Annotated in this window: 18 protein-coding genes; 11 read left to right on the forward strand and 7 right to left on the reverse strand. The window is 70.2% G+C overall.

Translation table 11 applies throughout. The features are described 5' to 3' along the window. The first annotated feature begins 36 nt into the window (after positions 1–36). Positions 37–978 carry a sterol desaturase family protein gene (locus AC3AGO_RS26545; protein ID WP_487822752.1) on the forward strand — a complete coding sequence of 314 codons (942 nt, stop codon included), beginning with the start codon at positions 37–39 and terminating at the stop codon, positions 976–978. Here the strand turns inward: AC3AGO_RS26545 and AC3AGO_RS26550 are convergent. Further along, positions 968–2,548, reverse strand: a complete 1,581-nt coding sequence (locus AC3AGO_RS26550; protein ID WP_487822753.1) for a S8 family peptidase — start codon at positions 2,546–2,548, stop codon at positions 968–970. The genes AC3AGO_RS26545 and AC3AGO_RS26550 overlap by 11 nt on opposite strands. A 281-nt stretch (positions 2,549–2,829) precedes the next feature. Between AC3AGO_RS26550 and AC3AGO_RS26555 the strand changes: the two genes are divergently transcribed. From AC3AGO_RS26555 to moaA, 3 genes are all read left to right on the forward strand, one after another. Then, entirely contained in the window at positions 2,830–3,213 is a 384-nt protein-coding gene (locus AC3AGO_RS26555; RefSeq protein ID WP_487822754.1) for a DUF485 domain-containing protein, read from the forward strand. Then, positions 3,210–4,871, forward strand: a complete 1,662-nt coding sequence (locus AC3AGO_RS26560; protein ID WP_487822755.1) for a solute symporter family protein — start codon at positions 3,210–3,212, stop codon at positions 4,869–4,871. The genes AC3AGO_RS26555 and AC3AGO_RS26560 overlap by 4 nt, the downstream gene beginning before the upstream one ends. A gap of 203 nt (positions 4,872–5,074) precedes the next feature. Further along, entirely contained in the window at positions 5,075–6,064 is a 990-nt protein-coding gene (gene moaA / locus AC3AGO_RS26565; protein WP_487822756.1) for a GTP 3',8-cyclase MoaA, read from the forward strand. A gap of 39 nt (positions 6,065–6,103) precedes the next feature. On the opposite strand, the gene AC3AGO_RS26570 is transcribed toward moaA, so the two are convergent. From AC3AGO_RS26570 to tyrS, 3 genes are all read right to left on the reverse strand, one after another. Next, positions 6,104–6,358, reverse strand: a complete 255-nt coding sequence (locus tag AC3AGO_RS26570) for a hypothetical protein (protein ID WP_487822757.1) — start codon at positions 6,356–6,358, stop codon at positions 6,104–6,106. A 243-nt stretch (positions 6,359–6,601) separates the two neighbouring features. After that, positions 6,602–6,991 (reverse strand): DUF3099 domain-containing protein, encoded by a 390-nt coding sequence (locus AC3AGO_RS26575; protein ID WP_487822758.1) that lies wholly within the window; start codon positions 6,989–6,991, stop codon positions 6,602–6,604. A 221-nt stretch (positions 6,992–7,212) separates the two neighbouring features. Further along, positions 7,213–8,628, reverse strand: a complete 1,416-nt coding sequence (gene tyrS, locus AC3AGO_RS26580; protein ID WP_487822759.1) for a tyrosine--tRNA ligase — start codon at positions 8,626–8,628, stop codon at positions 7,213–7,215. A 318-nt stretch (positions 8,629–8,946) separates the two neighbouring features. On the opposite strand from tyrS, the gene fabG reads away from it, so the two are divergent. Further along, complete coding sequence (gene fabG / locus AC3AGO_RS26585) at positions 8,947–9,666, forward strand: 3-oxoacyl-[acyl-carrier-protein] reductase (RefSeq protein ID WP_487822760.1); 720 nt, start codon at positions 8,947–8,949, stop codon at positions 9,664–9,666. A 4-nt stretch (positions 9,667–9,670) separates the two neighbouring features. Further along, positions 9,671–10,441: an enoyl-ACP reductase FabI gene (gene fabI, locus AC3AGO_RS26590; RefSeq protein ID WP_487822761.1), complete on the forward strand. Its 771-nt coding sequence runs from the start codon at positions 9,671–9,673 to the stop codon at positions 10,439–10,441. A 221-nt stretch (positions 10,442–10,662) separates the two neighbouring features. On the opposite strand, the gene AC3AGO_RS26595 is transcribed toward fabI, so the two are convergent. After that, the gene (locus AC3AGO_RS26595; RefSeq protein ID WP_487822762.1) at positions 10,663–11,388 is read right to left on the reverse strand and encodes a FadR/GntR family transcriptional regulator; all 726 of its coding nucleotides are present in this window, start codon (positions 11,386–11,388) and stop codon (positions 10,663–10,665) included. 90 nt (positions 11,389–11,478) lie between these two features. Between AC3AGO_RS26595 and AC3AGO_RS26600 the strand changes: the two genes are divergently transcribed. From AC3AGO_RS26600 to AC3AGO_RS26615, 4 genes are all read left to right on the forward strand, one after another. Beyond that, the gene (locus AC3AGO_RS26600) at positions 11,479–12,834 is read left to right on the forward strand and encodes a CynX/NimT family MFS transporter (RefSeq protein ID WP_487822763.1); all 1,356 of its coding nucleotides are present in this window, start codon (positions 11,479–11,481) and stop codon (positions 12,832–12,834) included. 17 nt (positions 12,835–12,851) lie between these two features. Further along, positions 12,852–12,968, forward strand: coding sequence for an SGM_5486 family transporter-associated protein (locus tag AC3AGO_RS26605; protein ID WP_487822764.1), 117 nt, complete (start codon positions 12,852–12,854; stop codon positions 12,966–12,968). 159 nt (positions 12,969–13,127) lie between these two features. After that, the gene (locus AC3AGO_RS26610; RefSeq protein WP_487822765.1) at positions 13,128–13,367 is read left to right on the forward strand and encodes a hypothetical protein; all 240 of its coding nucleotides are present in this window, start codon (positions 13,128–13,130) and stop codon (positions 13,365–13,367) included. Between the two features lie 70 nt (positions 13,368–13,437). Further along, positions 13,438–13,956, forward strand: coding sequence for a SixA phosphatase family protein (locus AC3AGO_RS26615; protein WP_487822766.1), 519 nt, complete (start codon positions 13,438–13,440; stop codon positions 13,954–13,956). Positions 13,957–14,043: 87 nt separating this feature from the next. On the opposite strand, the gene AC3AGO_RS26620 is transcribed toward AC3AGO_RS26615, so the two are convergent. After that, entirely contained in the window at positions 14,044–16,437 is a 2,394-nt protein-coding gene (locus AC3AGO_RS26620) for an excinuclease ABC subunit UvrA (protein WP_487822767.1), read from the reverse strand. 62 nt (positions 16,438–16,499) lie between these two features. On the opposite strand from AC3AGO_RS26620, the gene AC3AGO_RS26625 reads away from it, so the two are divergent. Further along, positions 16,500–17,564 (forward strand): helix-turn-helix transcriptional regulator, encoded by a 1,065-nt coding sequence (locus AC3AGO_RS26625; RefSeq protein ID WP_487822768.1) that lies wholly within the window; start codon positions 16,500–16,502, stop codon positions 17,562–17,564. Here AC3AGO_RS26625 and serB read toward each other — a convergent pair. Continuing rightward, positions 17,491–18,807: a phosphoserine phosphatase SerB gene (gene serB / locus AC3AGO_RS26630; RefSeq protein WP_487822769.1), complete on the reverse strand. Its 1,317-nt coding sequence runs from the start codon at positions 18,805–18,807 to the stop codon at positions 17,491–17,493. The genes AC3AGO_RS26625 and serB overlap by 74 nt on opposite strands. Between the last annotated feature and the right edge of the window lie 31 nt (positions 18,808–18,838).

Consider the following 18,838-nt stretch of genomic DNA (forward strand, 5'->3'; position numbering starts at 1 on the left):
CTGGTCCCCCAGCCGTTGCCGCTCTACCTTGTTGACATGCTGTCGAACCTGCCCGATGTCGTGCTCTGGTCGGTCCCCGCTTTCGTGCTGCTCACCGTCGTCGAAATGGTGAGCTACCGGATTCATCCGGACGAGGACGCGGCGGGCTACGAGACGAAGGACGCCGCCACCAGCATCACGATGGGGCTCGGCAGCCTCGTCTTCGACGCGCTGTGGAAGATACCGATCGTCGCGATCTACGCGGCCGTGTACGAACTGACGCCGCTGCGCGTGCCGGTGCTCTGGGCGACCCTGCCGCTGCTGCTGCTGGCGCAGGACTTCTTCTACTACTGGTCGCACCGTGGGCACCACGTGATCCGCATCCTGTGGGCGTGTCACGTGGTGCACCACTCCAGCCGGAAGTTCAACTTCACCACCGCGCTGCGCCAGCCCTGGACCACGTGGACCGTGTGGCCGTTCTACGTACCGATGATCGCGCTCGGGGTGCACCCCGCCGCCGTGGCGTTCTGCTCCTCCGTGAACCTCGTGTACCAGTTCTGGATCCACACGGAGAAGGTCGGGAAGCTGCCGCGGCCCTTCGAGTTCGTGTTCAACACGCCCTCGCACCACCGGGTCCACCACGCCTCGCAGGGCGGCTATCTGGACCGCAACTTCGGCGGCATCCTCATCGTCTGGGACCGGATGTTCCGCTCGTTCGTACCGGAGACCGAGCCGTGCGTCTTCGGACTGACGAAGAACATCGGCACCTTCAACCCGGTCCGGGTGGCGACGCACGAGTACGCCGCGATCGGCCGCGACCTGCGGGCGGCCCGCACCTGGCGGGAGCGGGCCGGGCGGGTCTTCCGCGGCCCCGGGTGGCAGCCGGAAGGGGCCGGACCGGCTGTGCGGTCCGGCCCCTCCGAAGCGGATCCCTCCGCCGGAACCACGGCTGCGGGCGGGCCTGTTCAGCAGCCCGCGAAGCCGCGGGTCACTTCGTGACGGCCGCCAGCGCGTCCACGAGGCCGCTGCCGTAGAAGTTGTTGTTCCCGGGCGAACCGGTGCAGGTGGCCGCGTACGTGCCCTTGCCGTCCGGGTCGTACTTCGCGGGGCACTTGACGTCCTGCGCCTGCGCCTTCAGGCGCCACGCGAGCTCCTGCGGGGTGACGTCCGGGTGCTTGCTCTTGATGAGCGCGGCGACACCGGCGACCTGCGGGCCGGCCATCGACGTGCCCTGCAGGTACGCGTACTCGCCGTCCGGCATCGTGGACAGCACGCCGCCGCTCTTGGCCGGCGGTTCCGGGGTCTGGTAGCGGGAGTCGCCACCGGGACCCGCGACATCGATCTGTCCCGTCCCGTAGTTGGAGTAGTACGACTTCAGGTTGTCCGCGGGGCCTGTCGCGGAGACCGAGGTCGTGCCGGGCAGCATGGTCGGCATGTCCGGGCACTCCGCCGGGTTCACGGTGCGCTCGACCGGGGTGGAGTCGTTCGGACTGGTGTCGTCCTTGATGCTCTTGGACGCCAGGTCGTGCGAGGAGTTGCCGGCCGAGGAGACGTGCGCCGTGCCCTTGCCCGTCGCGTACTTGACCGCCCGGGTCACCGCGTCGACGAGGGCGCCCTGGTCCTTGTCGGCCTTGCAGTTGTAGAGCCACGGGTCGATGTAATAGCTGTTGTTGGTGACCTCGATACCGTGGTCGGCGGCGAACATCATCGCGCACACGACGGCCTCGGTGTAGAAGAGGCTGGTGTCCTTCTCGCTCACCTTCAGCGAGGCGACCTTCACGCCGGGCGCCGCGCCGGCGATGCCGATGTCGTTGCGCGGGGCGGCGATGATGCCGGCGACGTGCGTGCCGTGGTAGTCGTTCGCCGGGTCGTACGGACGCCAGGCGCCGGGCGAGGTGTCGGCCTTGCCGCCGACGCAGCTGGCGGACTGCCCCGCCGCGAAGTTGGGCTTGAGGTCCGGGTGCGTGTCGTCCACGCCGGTGTCGATGACGCCGACCGTGACCTTCTTGCTGCCCTGGCTGATCTTGTGGGCCTTGTCGGCCTTGATGGCCCGCTTGTCCCACTGCAGGGACTCCAGCGGCTCCTCGGCCCCGGTCCCCTGCGCGGCTGCCGTCTTCGCGGCTGCCGCCTCGGCCTTCGCCGCGCTCACGTACTGCGGCTTGCCCACGTCCGTGGTGGCTGCTGCCTTCAGCGGGGCCGTACGGGTCGCGCCGGCCGAGCTGACGCCGTTCACCGCGCGTAGTTCATCGCCGAACTCCGGGTTCGTGGAGTGCGCGACGATGACGCCGATCTTCTTGTACGTGGTGACGACCGTGCCGTCGGCCTTCGATATCTCCTTCTTCACCCGCTCGACGGTGGCGGAGTCCGCCTTGGTGTTGACGACGTAGCTGAGCTTCTCGCCGGCCTGTGCGGCGGCCGAACCCTGCTCCGTACGCTGCGCGTTCGCGGTCCGGTCAGCGGTGTCCTGCGCGCTCGCGACAGCCGCGCCGCCCAGCCCGAGCGACGCGGTCAGCGCCAGCCCGAGAGGCAGCGCCAACGCCCGCCGGCGTCTGGAAGGTTGTGAATCCATGGGGTCTCCATGTCGTGTCGAAGTTGACCACAGCTCACGGAAGTTAGCGCCAAAGAGTGAAGAACAGCAATGGATTCCGTAAGAAAGGCCGAATACTTCGATCACACGTGGCAACTTCCGGTGCGTATCTCCTCCCCCGGAAGTTCGCAGGGAGTTACGACCCCTGTTGCGGTCAGGGTGAACGATCTACGATGCGCGCACTGTCGCATCCGTAAGACCAGCAAGTACCCCCACAGCAGCCCCAAACCCCCCTACACACACTTGTGTTGACTGGAGTCACAGTGGCCACCGCATCAGAGCACAGTAGGTCGAGTCCGGAGGACGGCCTGAACTACACGGAGGTGCAGCAGAGCGAAGAGTTCGCAGAACTCCGACGTGCTCACAGGTCGTTCGCCTTTCCGCTGACCATCGCCTTCATCATCTGGTACCTCCTGTACGTTCTGCTCTCGAACTACGCGGGCGGATTCATGGGCACCAAGATCGTCGGCAACATCAATGTCGCCTTCGTCTTCGGGATCGCCCAGTTCCTGACCACCTTCCTGATCGCCTGGTGGTACTCCGGGCACGCCGCGACGAAGCTCGACCCGAAGGCGCTGGCGATCAAAACCCGGCTGGAAGGCGAGATGCGGCACACCGGGAACAAGGACGGGGAGAAGGACGCATGAGCGCAGCGCACCAGATCGCCACGGCCCAGGGAGGGTTCGCCCCTCTCCAGCTCGCCGTCGACGACGCCACACAGCACCGCCCGTTGATCATCACCCTGTTCGCGCTCTTCGTCGTGGCCACCCTCGGCGTCACGGTGTGGGCCGGACGCCGCACGAAGAACGCCGCCGACTTCTACGCGGGCGGGCGGGAGTTCACCGGATTCCAGAACGGCCTCGCCATCTCCGGCGACTACATGTCCGCCGCCTCGTTCCTCGGCATCGCCGGCGCCATCGCGCTCTTCGGCTACGACGGCTTCCTCTACTCCATCGGCTTCCTCGTCGCCTGGCTGGTCGCCCTGCTGCTGGTCGCCGAGCCGCTGCGGAACTCCGGGCGCTACACGATGGGCGACGTCCTCGCGTTCCGGATGCGGCAGCGTCCCGTCCGTACGGCGGCCGGCGTGTCCACCATCGTCGTCTCGATCTTCTATCTGCTGGCCCAGATGGTCGGCGCGGGCGCGCTGGTCGCCCTGCTGCTCGGCATCACAGGAACGGTCGGCAAGAACCTCATCGTGGTGTTCGTCGGCATCGCGATGATCCTCTACGTGACGATCGGCGGAATGAAGGGCACCACCTGGGTGCAGATGATCAAGGCATGCCTGCTGATCGGTGGCACTCTGGTCATCACGTTCATGGTCTTCCAGAAATTCAACTTCAATCTGTCCTCGCTGCTCGGAGCGGCCGCGGAGAACAGCGGCAAGGGCGCCTCGTTCCTGGAGCCCGGCCTGAAGTACGGGAAGACCGCCACTTCGAAGATCGACTTCATCTCGCTCGGCATCGCGCTGGTGCTCGGCACGGCCGGACTGCCGCACATTCTGATCCGCTTCTACACGGTGCCCACCGCCAAGGCAGCCCGGAAGTCGGTGAACTGGGCGATCGGCATCATCGGCGTCTTCTACCTGATGACGATCGCGCTCGGCTTCGGCGCCGCCGCGCTGCTGTCGGAGAAGGAGATCATCGCCTCCGACAAGGCCGGCAACACCGCTGCGCCGCTGCTGGCGCAGGAGATCGGCGGCGGAGCCGACTCGACCGGAGGGGCGATCCTGCTCGCGATGATCTCGGCTGTCGCCTTCGCCACCATCCTCGCGGTGGTCGCGGGCCTCACGCTGGCCTCCTCCTCGTCGTTCGCGCACGACCTGTACGCCAACGTCATCCGCAAGGGGGAGGCGACGGAGAAGGAGGAGGTGTCCGCGGCGCGGATCTCCGCCGTCATCATCGGCGCGGTCGCCGTCGGACTGGGCATCTTCGCGGGCAATCTGAACGTGGCGGGACTCGTCGCGCTCGCGTTCGCCGTCGCCGCCTCGGCCAACCTGCCGACCATCCTCTACAGCCTGTTCTGGAAGCGGTTCACCACCCAGGGCGCGCTGTGGTCGATCTACGGCGGGCTGCTCTCCTCGGTGCTGCTGGTGTTCTTCTCGCCGGTCGTCACCAGCAAGCCGACGTCGATGTTCCCGGACGCCGACTTCGCGGTGTTCCCGCTGGAGAACCCCGGCCTGGTGTCGATCCCGCTCGGCTTCCTGCTGGGCTGGCTCGGTTCGCTGTTCTCCAAGGACGAGGGCGCCGGCGGCGAGAAGTACGCCGAGCTGGAGGTCCGCTCCCTGACCGGTACCGGAGCGCACTGATCCCGGCACTCTTCGCGCACACCCGAGAACGCGTCTGCCCGGCACCGCGCGGTGCCGGGCAGACGCGTACCGGCGCTCCGTACGGGGCGCTCCGGCGCGGGACGTACCCGCCCGTACCGTCCGCCGAAAATCAACGATCTGTTGAATGTCACAGGTCTCGCGTAGGCTGCGAACACTGAGGCAACCGTGGGAGGGCCGCCGGCATGCTGCTCGACACTTATGGCCGAAACGCCACCGACTTGCGCGTATCGCTGACCGATCGCTGCAATCTGCGCTGCACCTACTGCATGCCCGAAGAGGGACTCCAGTGGCTCGCCAAGCCGGAACTGCTGACCGATGACGAGATCGTCCGCCTCGTGGACATCGCCGTCACCCAACTCGGCGTGACCGAGGTCCGGTTCACCGGCGGCGAGCCGATGCTCCGCCCCGGCCTGACCGGCATCGTGGAGCGCTGCGCCGCGCTGGAGCCGCGCCCCCAGCTGTCGTTGACGACCAACGGCATCGGACTGGAGCGCACGGCGGGCGCGTTGCGCGACGCCGGGCTCGACAGGGTCAACGTCTCGCTCGACACTCTCAGCCCCGAGACCTTCCAGAAGATGACCCGCCGCAAGCGCCACGCCGACGTGCTGCGCGGCCTGGAGGCGGCCCGCACCGCGGGCCTCACCCCGGTCAAGGTCAACGCCGTGCTGATGCCGGGGCTCAACGACGACGAGGCACCCGACCTGCTGGGCTGGGCCGTCGAGGAGGGGTACGAGCTGCGGTTCATCGAGCAGATGCCGCTCGACGCGCAGCACGGCTGGCAGCGCGACGGAATGATCACCGCGGGCGACATCCTGGAGTCGCTGCGCACGCGCTTCACGCTCACCCCGGAGGGCGAGGAGAAGCGCGGCTCGGCGCCCGCAGAGCGCTGGCTCGTCGACGGCGGCCCGCACCGGGTCGGCGTGATCGCCTCGGTCACCCGCCCCTTCTGCCGTACGTGCGATCGCACCCGGCTCACCGCCGACGGACAGGTGCGCACCTGTCTGTTCGCGACGGAGGAGTCCGATCTGCGGGGCGCGCTGCGCGCCGGCGAGCCGGACGAGGAGATCGCGCGCCGGTGGAAGGTGGCGATGTGGGGCAAGAAGGCGGGCGCCGGCATCGACGACCCGTCGTTCGTCCAGCCCGACCGTCCGATGTCCGCCATCGGCGGGTGAGCGGCAGGGCCACTGTCGGGGGCTGACCGGGCGCGGGGCTCAGGCCCCGCCGTCCGTGCCGCCGCCGTCCTCGCGCCGCTGCCACTCCTCGAGGCCCGCGACCTCCTTCAGGAAGCCGCGCATGTCGAGGAACTTCGAGAGGTGCTCGCGGTGTTCGTCGCACGCGAGCCACGTCTTGCGGCGCTCGGGGGTGTGCAGCTTCGGGTTGTTCCAGGCCAGGACCCATACGGCGGGCGCGCGGCAGGCCTTGGCGGAGCAGATGGGGGCCTCGGGGCCCTCGGTCGGGGGGAACATCACGTCCCCATCCAACCACTCGCCGGGTTCCCCGGGAAAAGAAGCGGTCCGGGGGAACCCGGGAAAAAGAAACGACGCCGGGCAGCCACGGGGGGAGCCGCCCGGCGTCGGTCTATCGCTCCGACGGGGGATGCGGAGCGTTTTTGAAGTATGGCATGTGGGACCCTGCGCGGGGCACCGGATCCACAGGATTGATCTGAGCTTTTCTTGAGCTTTGCGATGCGGACCGGACCAATGAACCTGTCAACTGCGGTCTTCCTGCTGCTCGTTGGGCCCGCTGGTGCTCTCGCCCCGTATCGTGCCGGGCGGTTCCTCGCGCGGTTCCGGGACCGGTTCCGCGGTGCCCAGCATCGGGCGGGTGGGCCCGGCAACGAAGGTCTCCGGCAGTGAAGGGGCGTTCTCCCGGCCCGCGTTGGCGATGACCACCGCCACGTACGGCAGCAACGCGCCCAGTACCAGCGTCACGACGGCGAGCGGGCGGCTGACGTTCCACAGCACGACTGTCAGCACAACCGACACGGTACGGACCAGCATGGAGATCACGTAGCGCCGCTGCCTGCCGCGTACATCCTCGTCCAGCCCCTGCCGGGCTCCGGTGATCCGGAAGACCTCGGGACTGCGCTGCTTCCGCATCACGTTCCACCACCTGCTCACTGTGCCGGCCCCGCGCCGGCACACGAGGGATCCGGACACCTCCCACGTTACGCCGGGGCTGCGTCGCGTTCGAGACCGGGGCGCCGGACTCATGGGACGGGTACTGATACGCCGTCATACGTACGGCGCCGTACGCCGATGGGCCCGGTCGCCCTGGTCGCCCCGGTCATGCTCCGGGAGTCACCGCCCCCGGTCCCGGCTCACAGGCCGCGGATCTCCGCGATCTTCCGGCCGGCCTTCAGATACACGGTGCCCCGCACGCCGGCCGCGGCCAGCTTCTCGGTGACCACCTCGGTGAGCGGCCGCAGCGCCTCCTGCTCGGAGAGCACCAGCGACTGCTGCTCGCTGCCGTCCTCCGGCTCGACGACGAGGCGCAGCCCGTTCTGCTTCGCGACCCGGCGGGCCGCCGACGCGCTCGGCTGGAACTCCAGCACCTTCGCCAGGATCGCCGCGATGCCCTCGGCGCCGTGCTCGCCGGCATCGACCGTCGGCAGCGAATCGACGTCGGTGAAGGACTTCTTGGAGAACTGTGCGGTGAAGCCGGCCCGGGCCGCCATCGCCGCCTCCACGCCGTACAGCACCGTCACGACCTCGCCCGCGAGGACCTTCTTCAGGTCCATCGGGTGCAGGGACTTGGCCTCGATACGGGCCGACGCCTGGTCGATCTCGGCGTCCGTCCACTCCGTCCAGGCGCGCAGGTACGGCGCCATCAGCCGGTCCGGAATGGACATGATCTTGCCGAAGACGTCCTCGGCCGTGCTGTTCAGGCCGACGTAATTGCCCTTGGACTTGGACATCTTGGCGCCCGAGCCGTCGGTGCCCTCGATCAGCGGCATGGTGACCACGAGCTGCGGCTGCTGCGCGCGCAGCTCCATCAGCTTCCGGCCCATCTGGAGGTTGAGCAGCTGGTCGGAGCCGCCGATCTCGATGTCGCACTCCAGCGCGACGGAGTCCAGACCCTGCGCGATCGGGTACATCAGCTCCGACATGGTGATGCCCGAACCGTCCGAGAGCCGGTTGCGGAAGTCCTCGCGCTGCAGCAGCGACGAGGCCGGCACCTGCGCCAGCAGCTGGAGCAGCTGCGGGAAGGTGTACGGCGCCAGCCACTCGCTGTTGTGCCGGAAGTGGACCTGGTCGAAGTTGACGAACGGCCGCACCTGATCGCGGTAGCCGGCCAGATTGTTCGCGATGTCCTCGTCGGTCAGCGGCGGCCGCTCGGCCGTACGCCCCGACGGGTCACCGATCTTCGCGGTGAAGTCGCCGATGAGGAGCGTCACCTCGTGCCCCATCCGCTGGAAGCGGTTCAGCACGATGATCGGCACGGCATGGCCCAGGTGCACATCGGTCGCCGTCGGGTCGATGCCCAGCTTGATGTGCAGCCCGCGGCCCTGCCCCGTACGCTCCTCGATCCGCTCGGCCAGCTGCTCCTCGGAGGGCAGCAGGTCCACCGCGCGGGACGCGATGAGGGCGGCCTGGTCCTCGGCGGGAAGATCGGTCAGGTCCAGATAGCGCCGCGAGCCCGTCTCCGCGAGCAGCTGCTCGACGGTCTTGTCGGAGGAGAGGTCCTGCGCCAGCAGTTCGCTGGCGCGCTGCACGGAGTCGCCGAGGCGTGTCACGTATCTGTCCTGAGGATCGTCGACGGATGATGGCCGCCGTACGCGGCACAGCCCGGCTGTGCGGCAATACGGCCGGTGAAGAGTCTAAGCCGCGTGCACTCCGGCCCGGACAGCGCTCGGCCGGGGACCGGTTTCCGCGGAGAGTCCACAGGCCGCATCCGCAGGGAGTGCACAGGCTCCGTCTGTAGGGAGTGCACAGGATGGCGCGCGCCCCCCTGTCGTGGCCCGAGTCCCCGGCAGGCCCCCACAGCCGATAGTTTTCTCAACGGAACAGACGTCGGCCCGCAGCAGCGGAAACCAAGAAAGGGTGGTCCCACCTTGAGCCGCTCGGTACTCGTCACAGGAGGCAACCGCGGCATCGGCCTCGCCATCGCGCGTGCCTTCGTCGACGCAGGCGACAAGGTCGCCATCACCTGCCGCTCGGGAGAGCCCCCGCAGGAGCTCGCGGACAAGGGCGTTCTCGCGGTCAAGTGCGACATCACCGAGCCGGAGCAGGTGGAGCAGGCCTACAAGGAGATCGAGGAGAAGCACGGCGCGGTGGAGGTGCTCGTCGCCAACGCCGGCGTGACCCGCGACCAGCTGCTGCTCCGGATGTCCGAAGAGGACTTCAGCTCGGTTCTGGAGACCAACCTCACCGGCACCTTCCGCGTCGTGAAGCGCGCGACGAAGGGCATGCTCCGGGCGCGCAAGGGCCGGGTCGTTCTGATCTCGTCCGTCGTCGGGATGCTCGGCTCCGCCGGGCAGGCCAACTACGCGGCGTCCAAGGCCGGTCTGGTCGGCTTCGCCCGCTCGATCGCCCGCGAGCTGGGCTCCCGCAACATCACCTGCAACGTCGTGGCGCCCGGCTTCGTCGACACCGACATGACGCAGGCGCTGAGCGACGAGCAGCGCGAGGGCATCGTCTCGCAGGTGCCGCTGGGCCGTTACGCCCAGCCCGAGGAGGTCGCCTCCTCCGTCCGCTTCCTGGCTTCGGACGAGGCCGCGTACATCACAGGAGCCGTCGTACCCGTCGACGGCGGATTGGGCATGGGTCACTGAACTGATGAGTGGAATCCTCGCTGGAAAGCGCATCCTCGTCACCGGCGTGCTGACGGACGGCTCCATCGCCTTCCACGCCGCCAAGGTCGCGCAGGAGGAGGGCGCCGAGGTCATCCTGACCGGGTTCGGGCGGCTCTCCCTCGTGGAGCGGATCGCCAAGCGGCTCCCGAAGGAAGCCCCGGTCATCGAGCTGGACGTGACCAACCAGGAGCACCTGGACGGCCTGGCCGACAAGGTGCGCGAGCACTTCGGCGACGACGCGAGCCTGGACGGCGTCGTGCACTCCATCGCCTTCGGCCCGCAGGGCGCCTTCAACTTCCTGGAGGCGAGCTGGGAGGACGTCGGCACCGCGGTGCACGTCTCCGCGTACTCGCTGAAGTCGCTCACCATGGCCTGCAAGCCGCTGATGCCGCGCGGCGGTTCGGTCGTCGGGCTCACCTTCGACGCGCAGGTCGCCTGGCCGAAGTACGACTGGATGGGCGTCGCCAAGGCGGCCCTGGAGTCCACCAGCCGCTACCTCGCCCGTGACCTGGGCAAGGAGAACATCCGCTGCAACCTGGTCTCGGCAGGACCCATCAAGTCGATGGCCGCCAAGTCGATTCCGGGCTTCGAGGAGCTGGCCGACGTGTGGAACCACCGCGCGCCGATCGGCTGGGAGCTCACCGACCCGGACCCGGCCGGCCGCGGCATCGTCGGCCTGCTGTCGGACTTCTTCCCGAAGACCACGGGCGAGATCGTCCACGTGGACGGCGGCGTTCACATGATGGGCGCGTGACGCGCACGTAGTCGCACGGGTTTTCCGCTGCGTACGGGGCGGGTCCGGAACACTCCGGGCCCGCCCTTTCGTGTGACACTCCGCGCCGGCCGGCACCCGTATGCCGTGCCGCGGCGGCGCAGTGGGCTTCAGGCCGAGCAGCCGGCGCGTGTGCGCCTGTCAACCCCGCGTGCTGCTCCGGGAGTTGACCGCACGCGCCCCTGAGCGCCGGCCGCGCACCGTCAGTTCCGCGTGCCGTCCCGGTCGTCGAGCCCGCGTCCCCATTCCTGGGTGTACGAGATCGCTTCGCGCTCCGCCGTCGCCACGTCTCCCTCGCGGATGGCCTCGATGAGCCGCGCGTGGTCCATGTGGTCCTCCGGGTGCAGCTCCTCGCCGACGTCGGAGCGGAGGAAGTCCCGCATCACATCGCCGAGATCGGCGTACACGGCGGACAGCACCTCGTTGTGCGAGGCCGCGACGATGCCCATGTGCAGTGCGGCGTCCGCCTCCACGAAGCGGTCCACCTCGCGGGACTCCCACGCCGTCTCCCTGCGGTCCAGCAGCGCGTCGAGCTGTCCCATGTCCTGCTCGGTACGGCGGCGGGCCGCCAGCCGTGCCCCCGACGCCTCCAGCGCGGCGCGCAGCTCGGCGACGTCGCGCGGGTCGGCCTCCGCGAACCTGCGCTGCATCACACCGGCTAGCTCGCTGGTGGCGACCACGTACGTGCCGGAGCCCTGCCGGATGTCGAGCAGGCCGTTGTGCGCGAGGGCGCGTACCGCCTCGCGCACGGTGTTGCGCGCGACACCGAGCTGTTCGACGAGCTCCGGCTCGGTCGGGATGCGCGAGCCGACCGGCCACGCCCCGGACGTGATCTGCGTCCGCAGCGCGGAGATCACCTGGGCGGAGAGCGCGGCGCGCTGCGGTGAGAACCCCGGGGAAAACGCGGGGGAAGCAGAGGAAGCAGTCATGGCTCTCCCGGACAGTCACTGGTTTTTGCTGGTCAGAGCGTACGGGGTACGTGTTGGCCAACATTCATCCCATCATTCTATGATGGCGGCATGCCATTGACGGACGACGACCTGAAGAAGAACCGGACCGATTCCCGCGAGACGCCCGCATCCGGCGCCGGCAGCCGGGCCGACCGGCAGCAGGCCGTCAAACCCTGGGTGCTGCGTCTGGTCGTTGCCGGGCTCGTGCTCTCCGCGCTCAACCTCCGGCCCGCGATATCCGGGCTCGGCCCGCTCCTGAAGGAGGTCCAGAACGCGCTGGGCATGAGCGGCACCGTCGCGGGGCTGCTCACCTCCGTACCCCCGCTGTGCTTCGCCGTGTTCGGCGGCCTCGCGCCGCGCCTCGCCCGCCGGTTCGGGCCGGCCGCCGTGGTGCTCTGCGGCATGCTCGCCATCACCGCGGGCCTGGCGATCCGGCCGTTCACCGGCGGCACCGCCACCTTCCTCGCGGCCACCGCGCTCGCCCTCGCCGGCATCGCGGTCAGCAACGTGCTGATGCCCGTCGTGGTCAAGCACTGGTTCCCCGAGAAGGTCGGCACCATGACCGGCCTCTACTCGATGGCCCTGTCCCTGGGGACATCGCTGGCCGCGGCCGTCACCGTGCCCATGACCGAGGCGCTGGGCGGCAGTTGGCAGCTGGGCATCGGCGCCTGGGCCGTGCTCGGCATCGTCGCCGCCGCGCCGTGGGCCGGAGTCGTACGGGACCGCAGCGCCCGCCCCGAACCGCGCGCCGCCGAGGAGGCGGTGCCCGAGGAGACCGAGGCGGCGGAACGCGTCGAGGAGGCCCGCACCGCCGGGCAGCCGCACGCGGCGGCACAGGACGCGCCGCTGCGGATCGCCAAGTCGCCGACCGCGTGGGCGCTGGCCGTGTTCTTCGGGCTCCAGGCCTCCACCGCGTACATCATCATGGGCTGGTTCCCGCAGATCCTCCGGGACGCCGGGGTCTCCGCCTCCGCCGCCGGCGTGATGCTCGCCGTCACCATGGGCGTAGGCGTACCGCTGTCGTTCGTGCTGCCGAAGGTCGCCGCGCGGATGCGGCACCAGGGCCCGCTGGTGGTCCTGCTCGCCGTGTGCGGGCTGCTCGCGTACGTCGGACTGTGGCTGGCCCCCGCCGCCGGCGCGTGGGTGTGGGCGCTGATCCTGGGCATCTCCAACTGCGCCTTCCCGCTGGCCCTCACCATGATCGGGCTGCGTGCCCGGTCGGGCCCCGGCGTGGCCAAGCTGTCCGCCTTCGCGCAGAGCACCGGCTACCTGATCTCCATCCCGGGCCCGCTGCTGGTCGGCGCGCTGCACGACGCCAGCGGCGGCTGGCACGCGTCGCTCGTGCTCATGGGCGGCCTGCTGCTCGCGCAGATCGTGGCCGGCGTGCTGGCAGGGCGGGACCGGGTCATCGAGGACGGACGCTGAGTGCGAGACTGACGGACATGCCAGTCCTCGAACCGAACCCGCAGAACAGCCAGAAGAAGCTGCTCCTGGTCTTCGCCGCCATCCTCGGCATCCTCGTCGTCATCGGCGTGGTCGCCAGTATCGCGGCGCCCTGACCCTCCGGGGTGGGGCTTGCCCCCCTGTCCCCTAGGGGGTCAGGTTCAGGGGTTTCTGGGTGGGTCACCGGATGGGGAAGACACCGCCGGTTCCGTACGTTCTGAGAACACAGCGAACGGCAGCGTTCGACGGCGTTCGGAACGACGGAGGTGAGCCCCATGACGGTCCCCGTGCACACCGCAGCGGGCAGGGACGGCAGCACCCGGCTGCCGTGGTGGGCGCTCCTGCTTCCCGCCGTCGCCTTCGTGCTGCTGCTGGCCCTGATAGCCGGCGGTGACGGCGCGAGTGCCGCCGAGGGCGGCCGGGCCGCCGGACAGTCGGTGCAGGAGGTCCCCGCGGCGGTGCCGCTGGTGCTCGAAGAGCTGTGGGCGAAGGCGGAGACCGCGCTGCTCGGCTGATGTCACCCGTGGCGGGGACCAATCCCAACACCCTGCGCCGGGCAGTGCGTTTCATGCGAAGCTGGGGAGCATGAGCGTCGATGTGCCCCGCAGTATCGTCCTTCTCCGACACGCCAAGGCCGACTGGCCCGAGGTCGACGACCACGAGCGACCTCTCGCGGACCGAGGCCGCAAGGATGCCCCGTCCGTCGGCGACTGGCTCTCCTCGCGCGGTCTCACTCCGGGTCTGGCTCTCTGCTCGACCGCGGTCCGCACCCGCGAAACCTGGAAGCTCGTCGTGCCCCAACTCCCGCAGCGTCCCCGGACGGTGTACGAGGAGCGGCTCTACGACGCCTCGCCCGGCGAGATCATCGCGGTGATCAACGAGACGCCGGACGAGGTCCAGGACCTCCTCGTGGTCGGACACAACCCGGGCATCCAGGGAGCGGCCGAGGTGCTGACGGGCGAGTCCGAGGACGACCACCTGGAGCGGATGAACCGCATCGGTTTCCCCACGGCGGCGCTCGCCGTGCTCCGCTTCCACGGCGGCTGGAAGTCCGTCGAGCCCGGCAAGGGCACTCTGACCGACTACTGGGCGCCGCACGAGTAGAGCGCGTGCGCGGCCCGGCCCGGCCCCTGCCGCCCCGGCGGCGGCAGGGCGCCGCACCCCTCGCGTACGGCCGCGATCCCGCCCCCGTCACGCACACGCGCGGCGCAGTGCCTCCGCGGTCAAGGAGCCCTCGGCGTCCAGCAGTTGACGCGGCGTCCCCTCGAAGACGATCCGGCCGCCCTGTTTGCCGCCGTCCGGCCCGAGGTCGATGATCCGGTCGGCCTGCTTGATCACGTCGAGGTTGTGCTCGATGACGACGACGGTGTTGCCCGCGTCCACCAGCCTGTGCAGCAGTGCGGTCAGCCCCTCGACATCCGCCATGTGCAGTCCTGTTGTGGGCTCGTCCAGTACGTAGAGCCCGCCCGTCCTGTGCAGCCGGGTGGCGAGCTTCAGCCGCTGGAGCTCGCCACCCGACAGGGAGCTCAGCTCCTGGCCCAGAGCCAGATAGTCCAGCCCCGTCTCGGCGAGCGCGTCCAGCTTGCGGCGCAGCGCCCGTACGTCGCCGCTGTCCGCCTCCGTGGCGAAGAAGGCGACGGCCTCCTCGGCGGTCAAGTCCAGTACGTCCGCGATGGACTTGCCGCGTACGGTCCGGGCCAGCACCTCAGCGGTGAAGCGCCGGCCGCCGCACGCCTGGCAGCGGGTGGTGACCGGGTCCATGTACGCCAGGTCGGTGTGGATCACGCCGCGGCCGCGGCATTCCCCGCACGCGCCACGGGAGTTGAAGCTGAACAGCGCCGCTTCGCTGCCGGTCTCCGCGGCGAAGATCCGCCGGATGGTGTCCATGACGCCCAGGTACGTCGCCGGGTTCGACCGCGGCGAGGCGGCGATGCCCGACTGGTCCGCCACGATCGCCTCCCGCGGCCCCGCCCCGTCACCGCTGCCGACACCGTCGCCCCGCCCACCACTCGTACCGGCGTCCGTGCCGTCCGCCCCGCCGCCCCCGCGCTCGTACGCCCGCACCAACTCCCGTACCAGCGTGCTCTTTCCCGAGCCCGCGACCCCCGTCACCACCGTGAGCACCCCGGCAGGGAAGTCGACCGTCACGTCGCGCAGGTTGTGCCGCCGCGCCCCGGTGACCCGTACGCTGCCCGAGGGCTGGCGTACGTCCTCCCGCACGGGTGCCTCGTTCCGCAGGCAGCGCCCCGTCACGGTGTCCGCCGCGGCGAGCCCCGCCACGGTGCCCTGGAACACGACCTCCCCGCCGTGCGCCCCGGCCCCGGGCCCCAGGTCCACGACGTGATCGGCCATGGCGATGACGTCCTTGTCGTGCTCGACGATCAGCACGGTGTTCCCCTGGTCGCGCAACTGCCGCAGCAGCGTGCCCAGTCGGTGCACATCGTGCGGATGCAGCCCGATGCTGGGCTCGTCGAAGACGTACGTCATGCCCGTGAGGCTGCTGCCCAGGTGCCGTACGGTCTTCAGCCGCTGCGCCTCGCCGCCCGACAGCGTCGACGTCTCCCGGTCCAGGCTCAGATAGCCGAGCCCGACGGCGGCCACCCGCTCCAGCGCCGTGGCCGCGGCCGCCGCGATCGGCCGGCCCACGGGGTCGTCGATGCCCCGCAGCACCTCCAGCAGGTCACCCGCCTCCATCGCCGACATGTCCGCGATGCTCCGGCCGGCCACCCGGGTCGCCAGTGCCGCCACGTTCAGCCGCGCCCCGCCGCAGTCCGGGCACACGCCCTCGGTGACGAAGCGCTGCACGGCCTCCCGGTTCCGCTCGCTCAGCGACGACAGGTCGCGCTTGAGGTAGAGCCGCGTGAACCGTTCGGCCAGCCCCTCGTACGTGTTCCGGTACGTGCCGTGCCGGCCCTCCCGCGGGACTGTGAGCCCCTTGCCGTGCACCAGCAGGTGCCACTCCTCGTCGCTGAAGTCCCGCAGCGGCCGGTCCGGGTCGAACAGCCCCGACTGCGCGTACAGCTGCCACACCCATGTGCCCTTCGACCAGAGGGGGAAGCGGATGGCGCCCTCGTTCAGCGTGCGCGAGGTGTCCAGCAGCGCGTCCAGGTCGAGGGTGACGGCCTTGCCCAGCCCGTCGCAGCCGGGGCACATGCCCAGCGGGTCGTTGAAGGAGTAGACGGTGGCCTCGCCGGCGCCCGGCGTGCCGCAGCGGGAGAACAGCACGCGCAGCACCGAGTGGATGTCCGTCATCGTGCCGACCGTGGAGCGGGCGTTGCCGCTGATCCGGCGCTGGTCGACGACGACGGCGGGGGACAGGCCGGCCATCGAATCGGCGCGCGGGCGCTCGTACTTGGGCAGCCGGTTGCGGACGAACCACGTGAACGTCTCGTTCAGCTGCCGCTGCGACTCGACGGCGATCGTGTCGAAGACCACCGAGGACTTCCCGGACCCGGAGACGCCGGTGAAAACGGTGATGCGGTTCCAGGGGACGGTGAGGGAGACGTCCTTGAGGTTGTGCTCGCGTGCGCCGGTGATCCGGATGCCGCCGTCGCTGCCGGTTCCTGTGCCCGTGTGGCTGTCCATACGGCGCACGCTAGAGCGCAATGCGGCCGGAACCTGTCCGCATTCGACGGCAGACTGGACGCATGACAGAGCGACCGGCACCCGCCCCGTCCCGCATGCTGCGTCTGCTGTCCCTCCTGCAGACCGGCCGCGAATGGACGGGCCACGAGCTGGCGGCGCGGCTGGAGGTGAGCGCCCGCACCGTACGCCGCGACGTCGGCCGGCTGCGGGAGCTCGGCTATCCCGTCGACGCGACGCTCGGCGCCGTGGGCGGCTACCGGCTCGCCGCCGGCACCGCCATGCCCCCGCTGCTGCTGGACGACGAGGAGGCGGTGGCCGTCGCGGTCAGCCTGCGTACGGCGGCCGGCGGCGCGGTGTCCCTCGCGGGCGCCGAGGAAACCTCCGTACGGGCGCTCGCGAAGCTGGAGCAGGTGCTGCCGTCCCGGCTGCGGAACCGGGTACGGGCCCTGCAGGAGGCGACCGTCCCGCTCACCGGAGTCGGCGCGGGACAGCGCCGGTTCGGGCTGCCGCCCGTCGGCGCGCTCGCCGACCCCACCACCCTGTCGGTGCTGGCCGCCGCCTGCCGCCGCGGCGAACGGGTGCGCTTCGGGTACCGCGCGAAGGACGGCACCGCCACGCGCCGGCACGTGGAGCCGCACCGCCTCGTGAGCGCCGACCGGCGGTGGTATCTGGTCGCCTACGACACGGAGCGCGCCGACTGGCGCAGCTTCCGCGTGGACCGGATCGAGGACACCCCGCACGCCACCGGCGTACGGGTGCCCGCGCGGGAACTGCCCGCGGGGGACGCCGCCGTCTACGTGGCCGAGTCCATCACCAGCCACCGTGCGCGCTGGAGCGCCCTGGTGACGCTGTACGTGCCGGCGGCCGAGGCCGAGCGGATCCTGCCGCCGGGCACCGGCGACGTGGAACCGCTCGACGACACGTCCTGCCTGCTGCGCACCGGCAGCGACGCGCTCGACTGGCTGGCCGTACGGATCGCGCTCCTCGGCGTCGAGTTCGAGATCCGGGAACCGGCCGAACTGCGCGACTGGCTGCGCGAGTTCGGCGCCCGTGTCACACGGTCTGCGGACCGGCCTCCGCGTGCGGAACCGCCGGCTGATCCGCCTGATCCGCCTCCACCGCGTTGAGCAGCGGCGTCTCGACCGAGCTGAGGTCGCCGTCGGCGGCCTCGACCTCTTCCCGCGTGATGCCCAGCAGATAGAGCACCGTGTCCAGGAAGGGCACGTTGACCGCCGTGTGCGCGGCCTCCCGTACGACGGGCTTGGCGTTGAACGCGACGCCCAGACCCGCCGCGTTGAGCATGTCCAGGTCGTTCGCGCCGTCACCGATGGCGACGGTCTGCTCCAGCGGCACCCCGGCCTGCTCGGCGAACCGGCGCAGCAGCCGGGCCTTGCCCTCCCGGTCGACGATCTCGCCGGTGACCCGCCCGGTGAACTTGCCGTCCTTCACCTCAAGGGTGTTGGCCTGCGCGAAGTCCAGGCCCAGCTCCTCCTGGAGCGCGTCGGTGACCTGCGTGAAGCCGCCCGAGACGACGCCGACCTGATAGCCGAGCCGCTTCAGGGTGCGGACCAGGGTGCGCGCGCCCGGCGTGAGCCGGACCTCCTCGCGCACCTTGTGCACCACGGACTCGTCGAGCCCGGCCAGCAGTTCCACGCGGGCGTGCAGCGACTGCTCGAAGTCCAGCTCGCCCCGCATGGCGCGGGCCGTGACCTCGGCGACCTGCTCCTCGCACCCGGCGTGCGCGGCGAAGAGCTCGATCACCTCGTCCTGGATGAGGGTGGAGTCGACGTCCATCACGACCAGCCGCTGCGCCCTGCGCTGCAGTCCGGACGCGACGACCGCGACGTCGACACCGTGCCGCGCCGCCTCCATGGCGAGCGCGGTGCGCAGCTCGGGCGTGTCCGTGCCGGACACGTCGAACTCGACGGCGATCACGGGGTACTTGGCGAGCCGGAAGATCCGGTCGATGTTGCCGCCCGTGGAGGTGATGGAGGCCGCTATGGCGGCGGTCGACTCGGCGGTGAGGGGGTGGCCGAGCACGGTCACGTGCGAACGGCCGGTGCCGCGCGGGCGGTTGTCGCCCGTGCCCGAGATGATCTCGGCCTCCATGTGCATGGACTCGGCCCAGCTGTGCACGGTGGCCCGCAGCTCGCCTTCCGTGGCGCTGCCGGAGTCCGGTGCGGTGACCAGGGCACAGAGGGTGATGCGGCCGCGGGTGACGAGCTGCTCGATGTCGACGACCTCGACGGCGAAGGCGGCGAGGGTGTCGAAGAGGCCGGCGGTGATGCCGGGCCTGTCCTTGCCGAAGATCTTGACGAGGAGGGTGGGTGTATCGGCGTACGAGGGCGATGTGGCCAGCGAAGTGGTCATGGTGCTCTTACGGTAGCGGCTGCGGGGCGCA

It is taken from the genome of Streptomyces sp. BL1 (assembly GCF_057628045.1).

Coding starts and splice junctions, on each gene's coding strand:
- AC3AGO_RS26545 (WP_487822752.1), top strand. CDS start 37: ATGCTGTCGAACCTGCCCGATGTCGTGCTCTGGTCGGTCCCCGCTTTC.
- AC3AGO_RS26550 (WP_487822753.1), bottom strand. CDS start 2,548: ATGGATTCACAACCTTCCAGACGCCGGCGGGCGTTGGCGCTGCCTCTC.
- AC3AGO_RS26560 (WP_487822755.1), top strand. CDS start 3,210: ATGAGCGCAGCGCACCAGATCGCCACGGCCCAGGGAGGGTTCGCCCCT.
- moaA (WP_487822756.1), top strand. CDS start 5,075: ATGCTGCTCGACACTTATGGCCGAAACGCCACCGACTTGCGCGTATCG.
- AC3AGO_RS26570 (WP_487822757.1), bottom strand. CDS start 6,358: ATGTTCCCCCCGACCGAGGGCCCCGAGGCCCCCATCTGCTCCGCCAAG.
- AC3AGO_RS26575 (WP_487822758.1), bottom strand. CDS start 6,991: ATGCGGAAGCAGCGCAGTCCCGAGGTCTTCCGGATCACCGGAGCCCGG.
- fabI (WP_487822761.1), top strand. CDS start 9,671: ATGAGTGGAATCCTCGCTGGAAAGCGCATCCTCGTCACCGGCGTGCTG.
- AC3AGO_RS26595 (WP_487822762.1), bottom strand. CDS start 11,388: ATGACTGCTTCCTCTGCTTCCCCCGCGTTTTCCCCGGGGTTCTCACCG.
- AC3AGO_RS26600 (WP_487822763.1), top strand. CDS start 11,479: ATGCCATTGACGGACGACGACCTGAAGAAGAACCGGACCGATTCCCGC.
- AC3AGO_RS26605 (WP_487822764.1), top strand. CDS start 12,852: ATGCCAGTCCTCGAACCGAACCCGCAGAACAGCCAGAAGAAGCTGCTC.
- AC3AGO_RS26610 (WP_487822765.1), top strand. CDS start 13,128: ATGACGGTCCCCGTGCACACCGCAGCGGGCAGGGACGGCAGCACCCGG.
- AC3AGO_RS26615 (WP_487822766.1), top strand. CDS start 13,438: ATGAGCGTCGATGTGCCCCGCAGTATCGTCCTTCTCCGACACGCCAAG.
- AC3AGO_RS26620 (WP_487822767.1), bottom strand. CDS start 16,437: ATGGACAGCCACACGGGCACAGGAACCGGCAGCGACGGCGGCATCCGG.
- AC3AGO_RS26625 (WP_487822768.1), top strand. CDS start 16,500: ATGACAGAGCGACCGGCACCCGCCCCGTCCCGCATGCTGCGTCTGCTG.
- serB (WP_487822769.1), bottom strand. CDS start 18,807: ATGACCACTTCGCTGGCCACATCGCCCTCGTACGCCGATACACCCACC.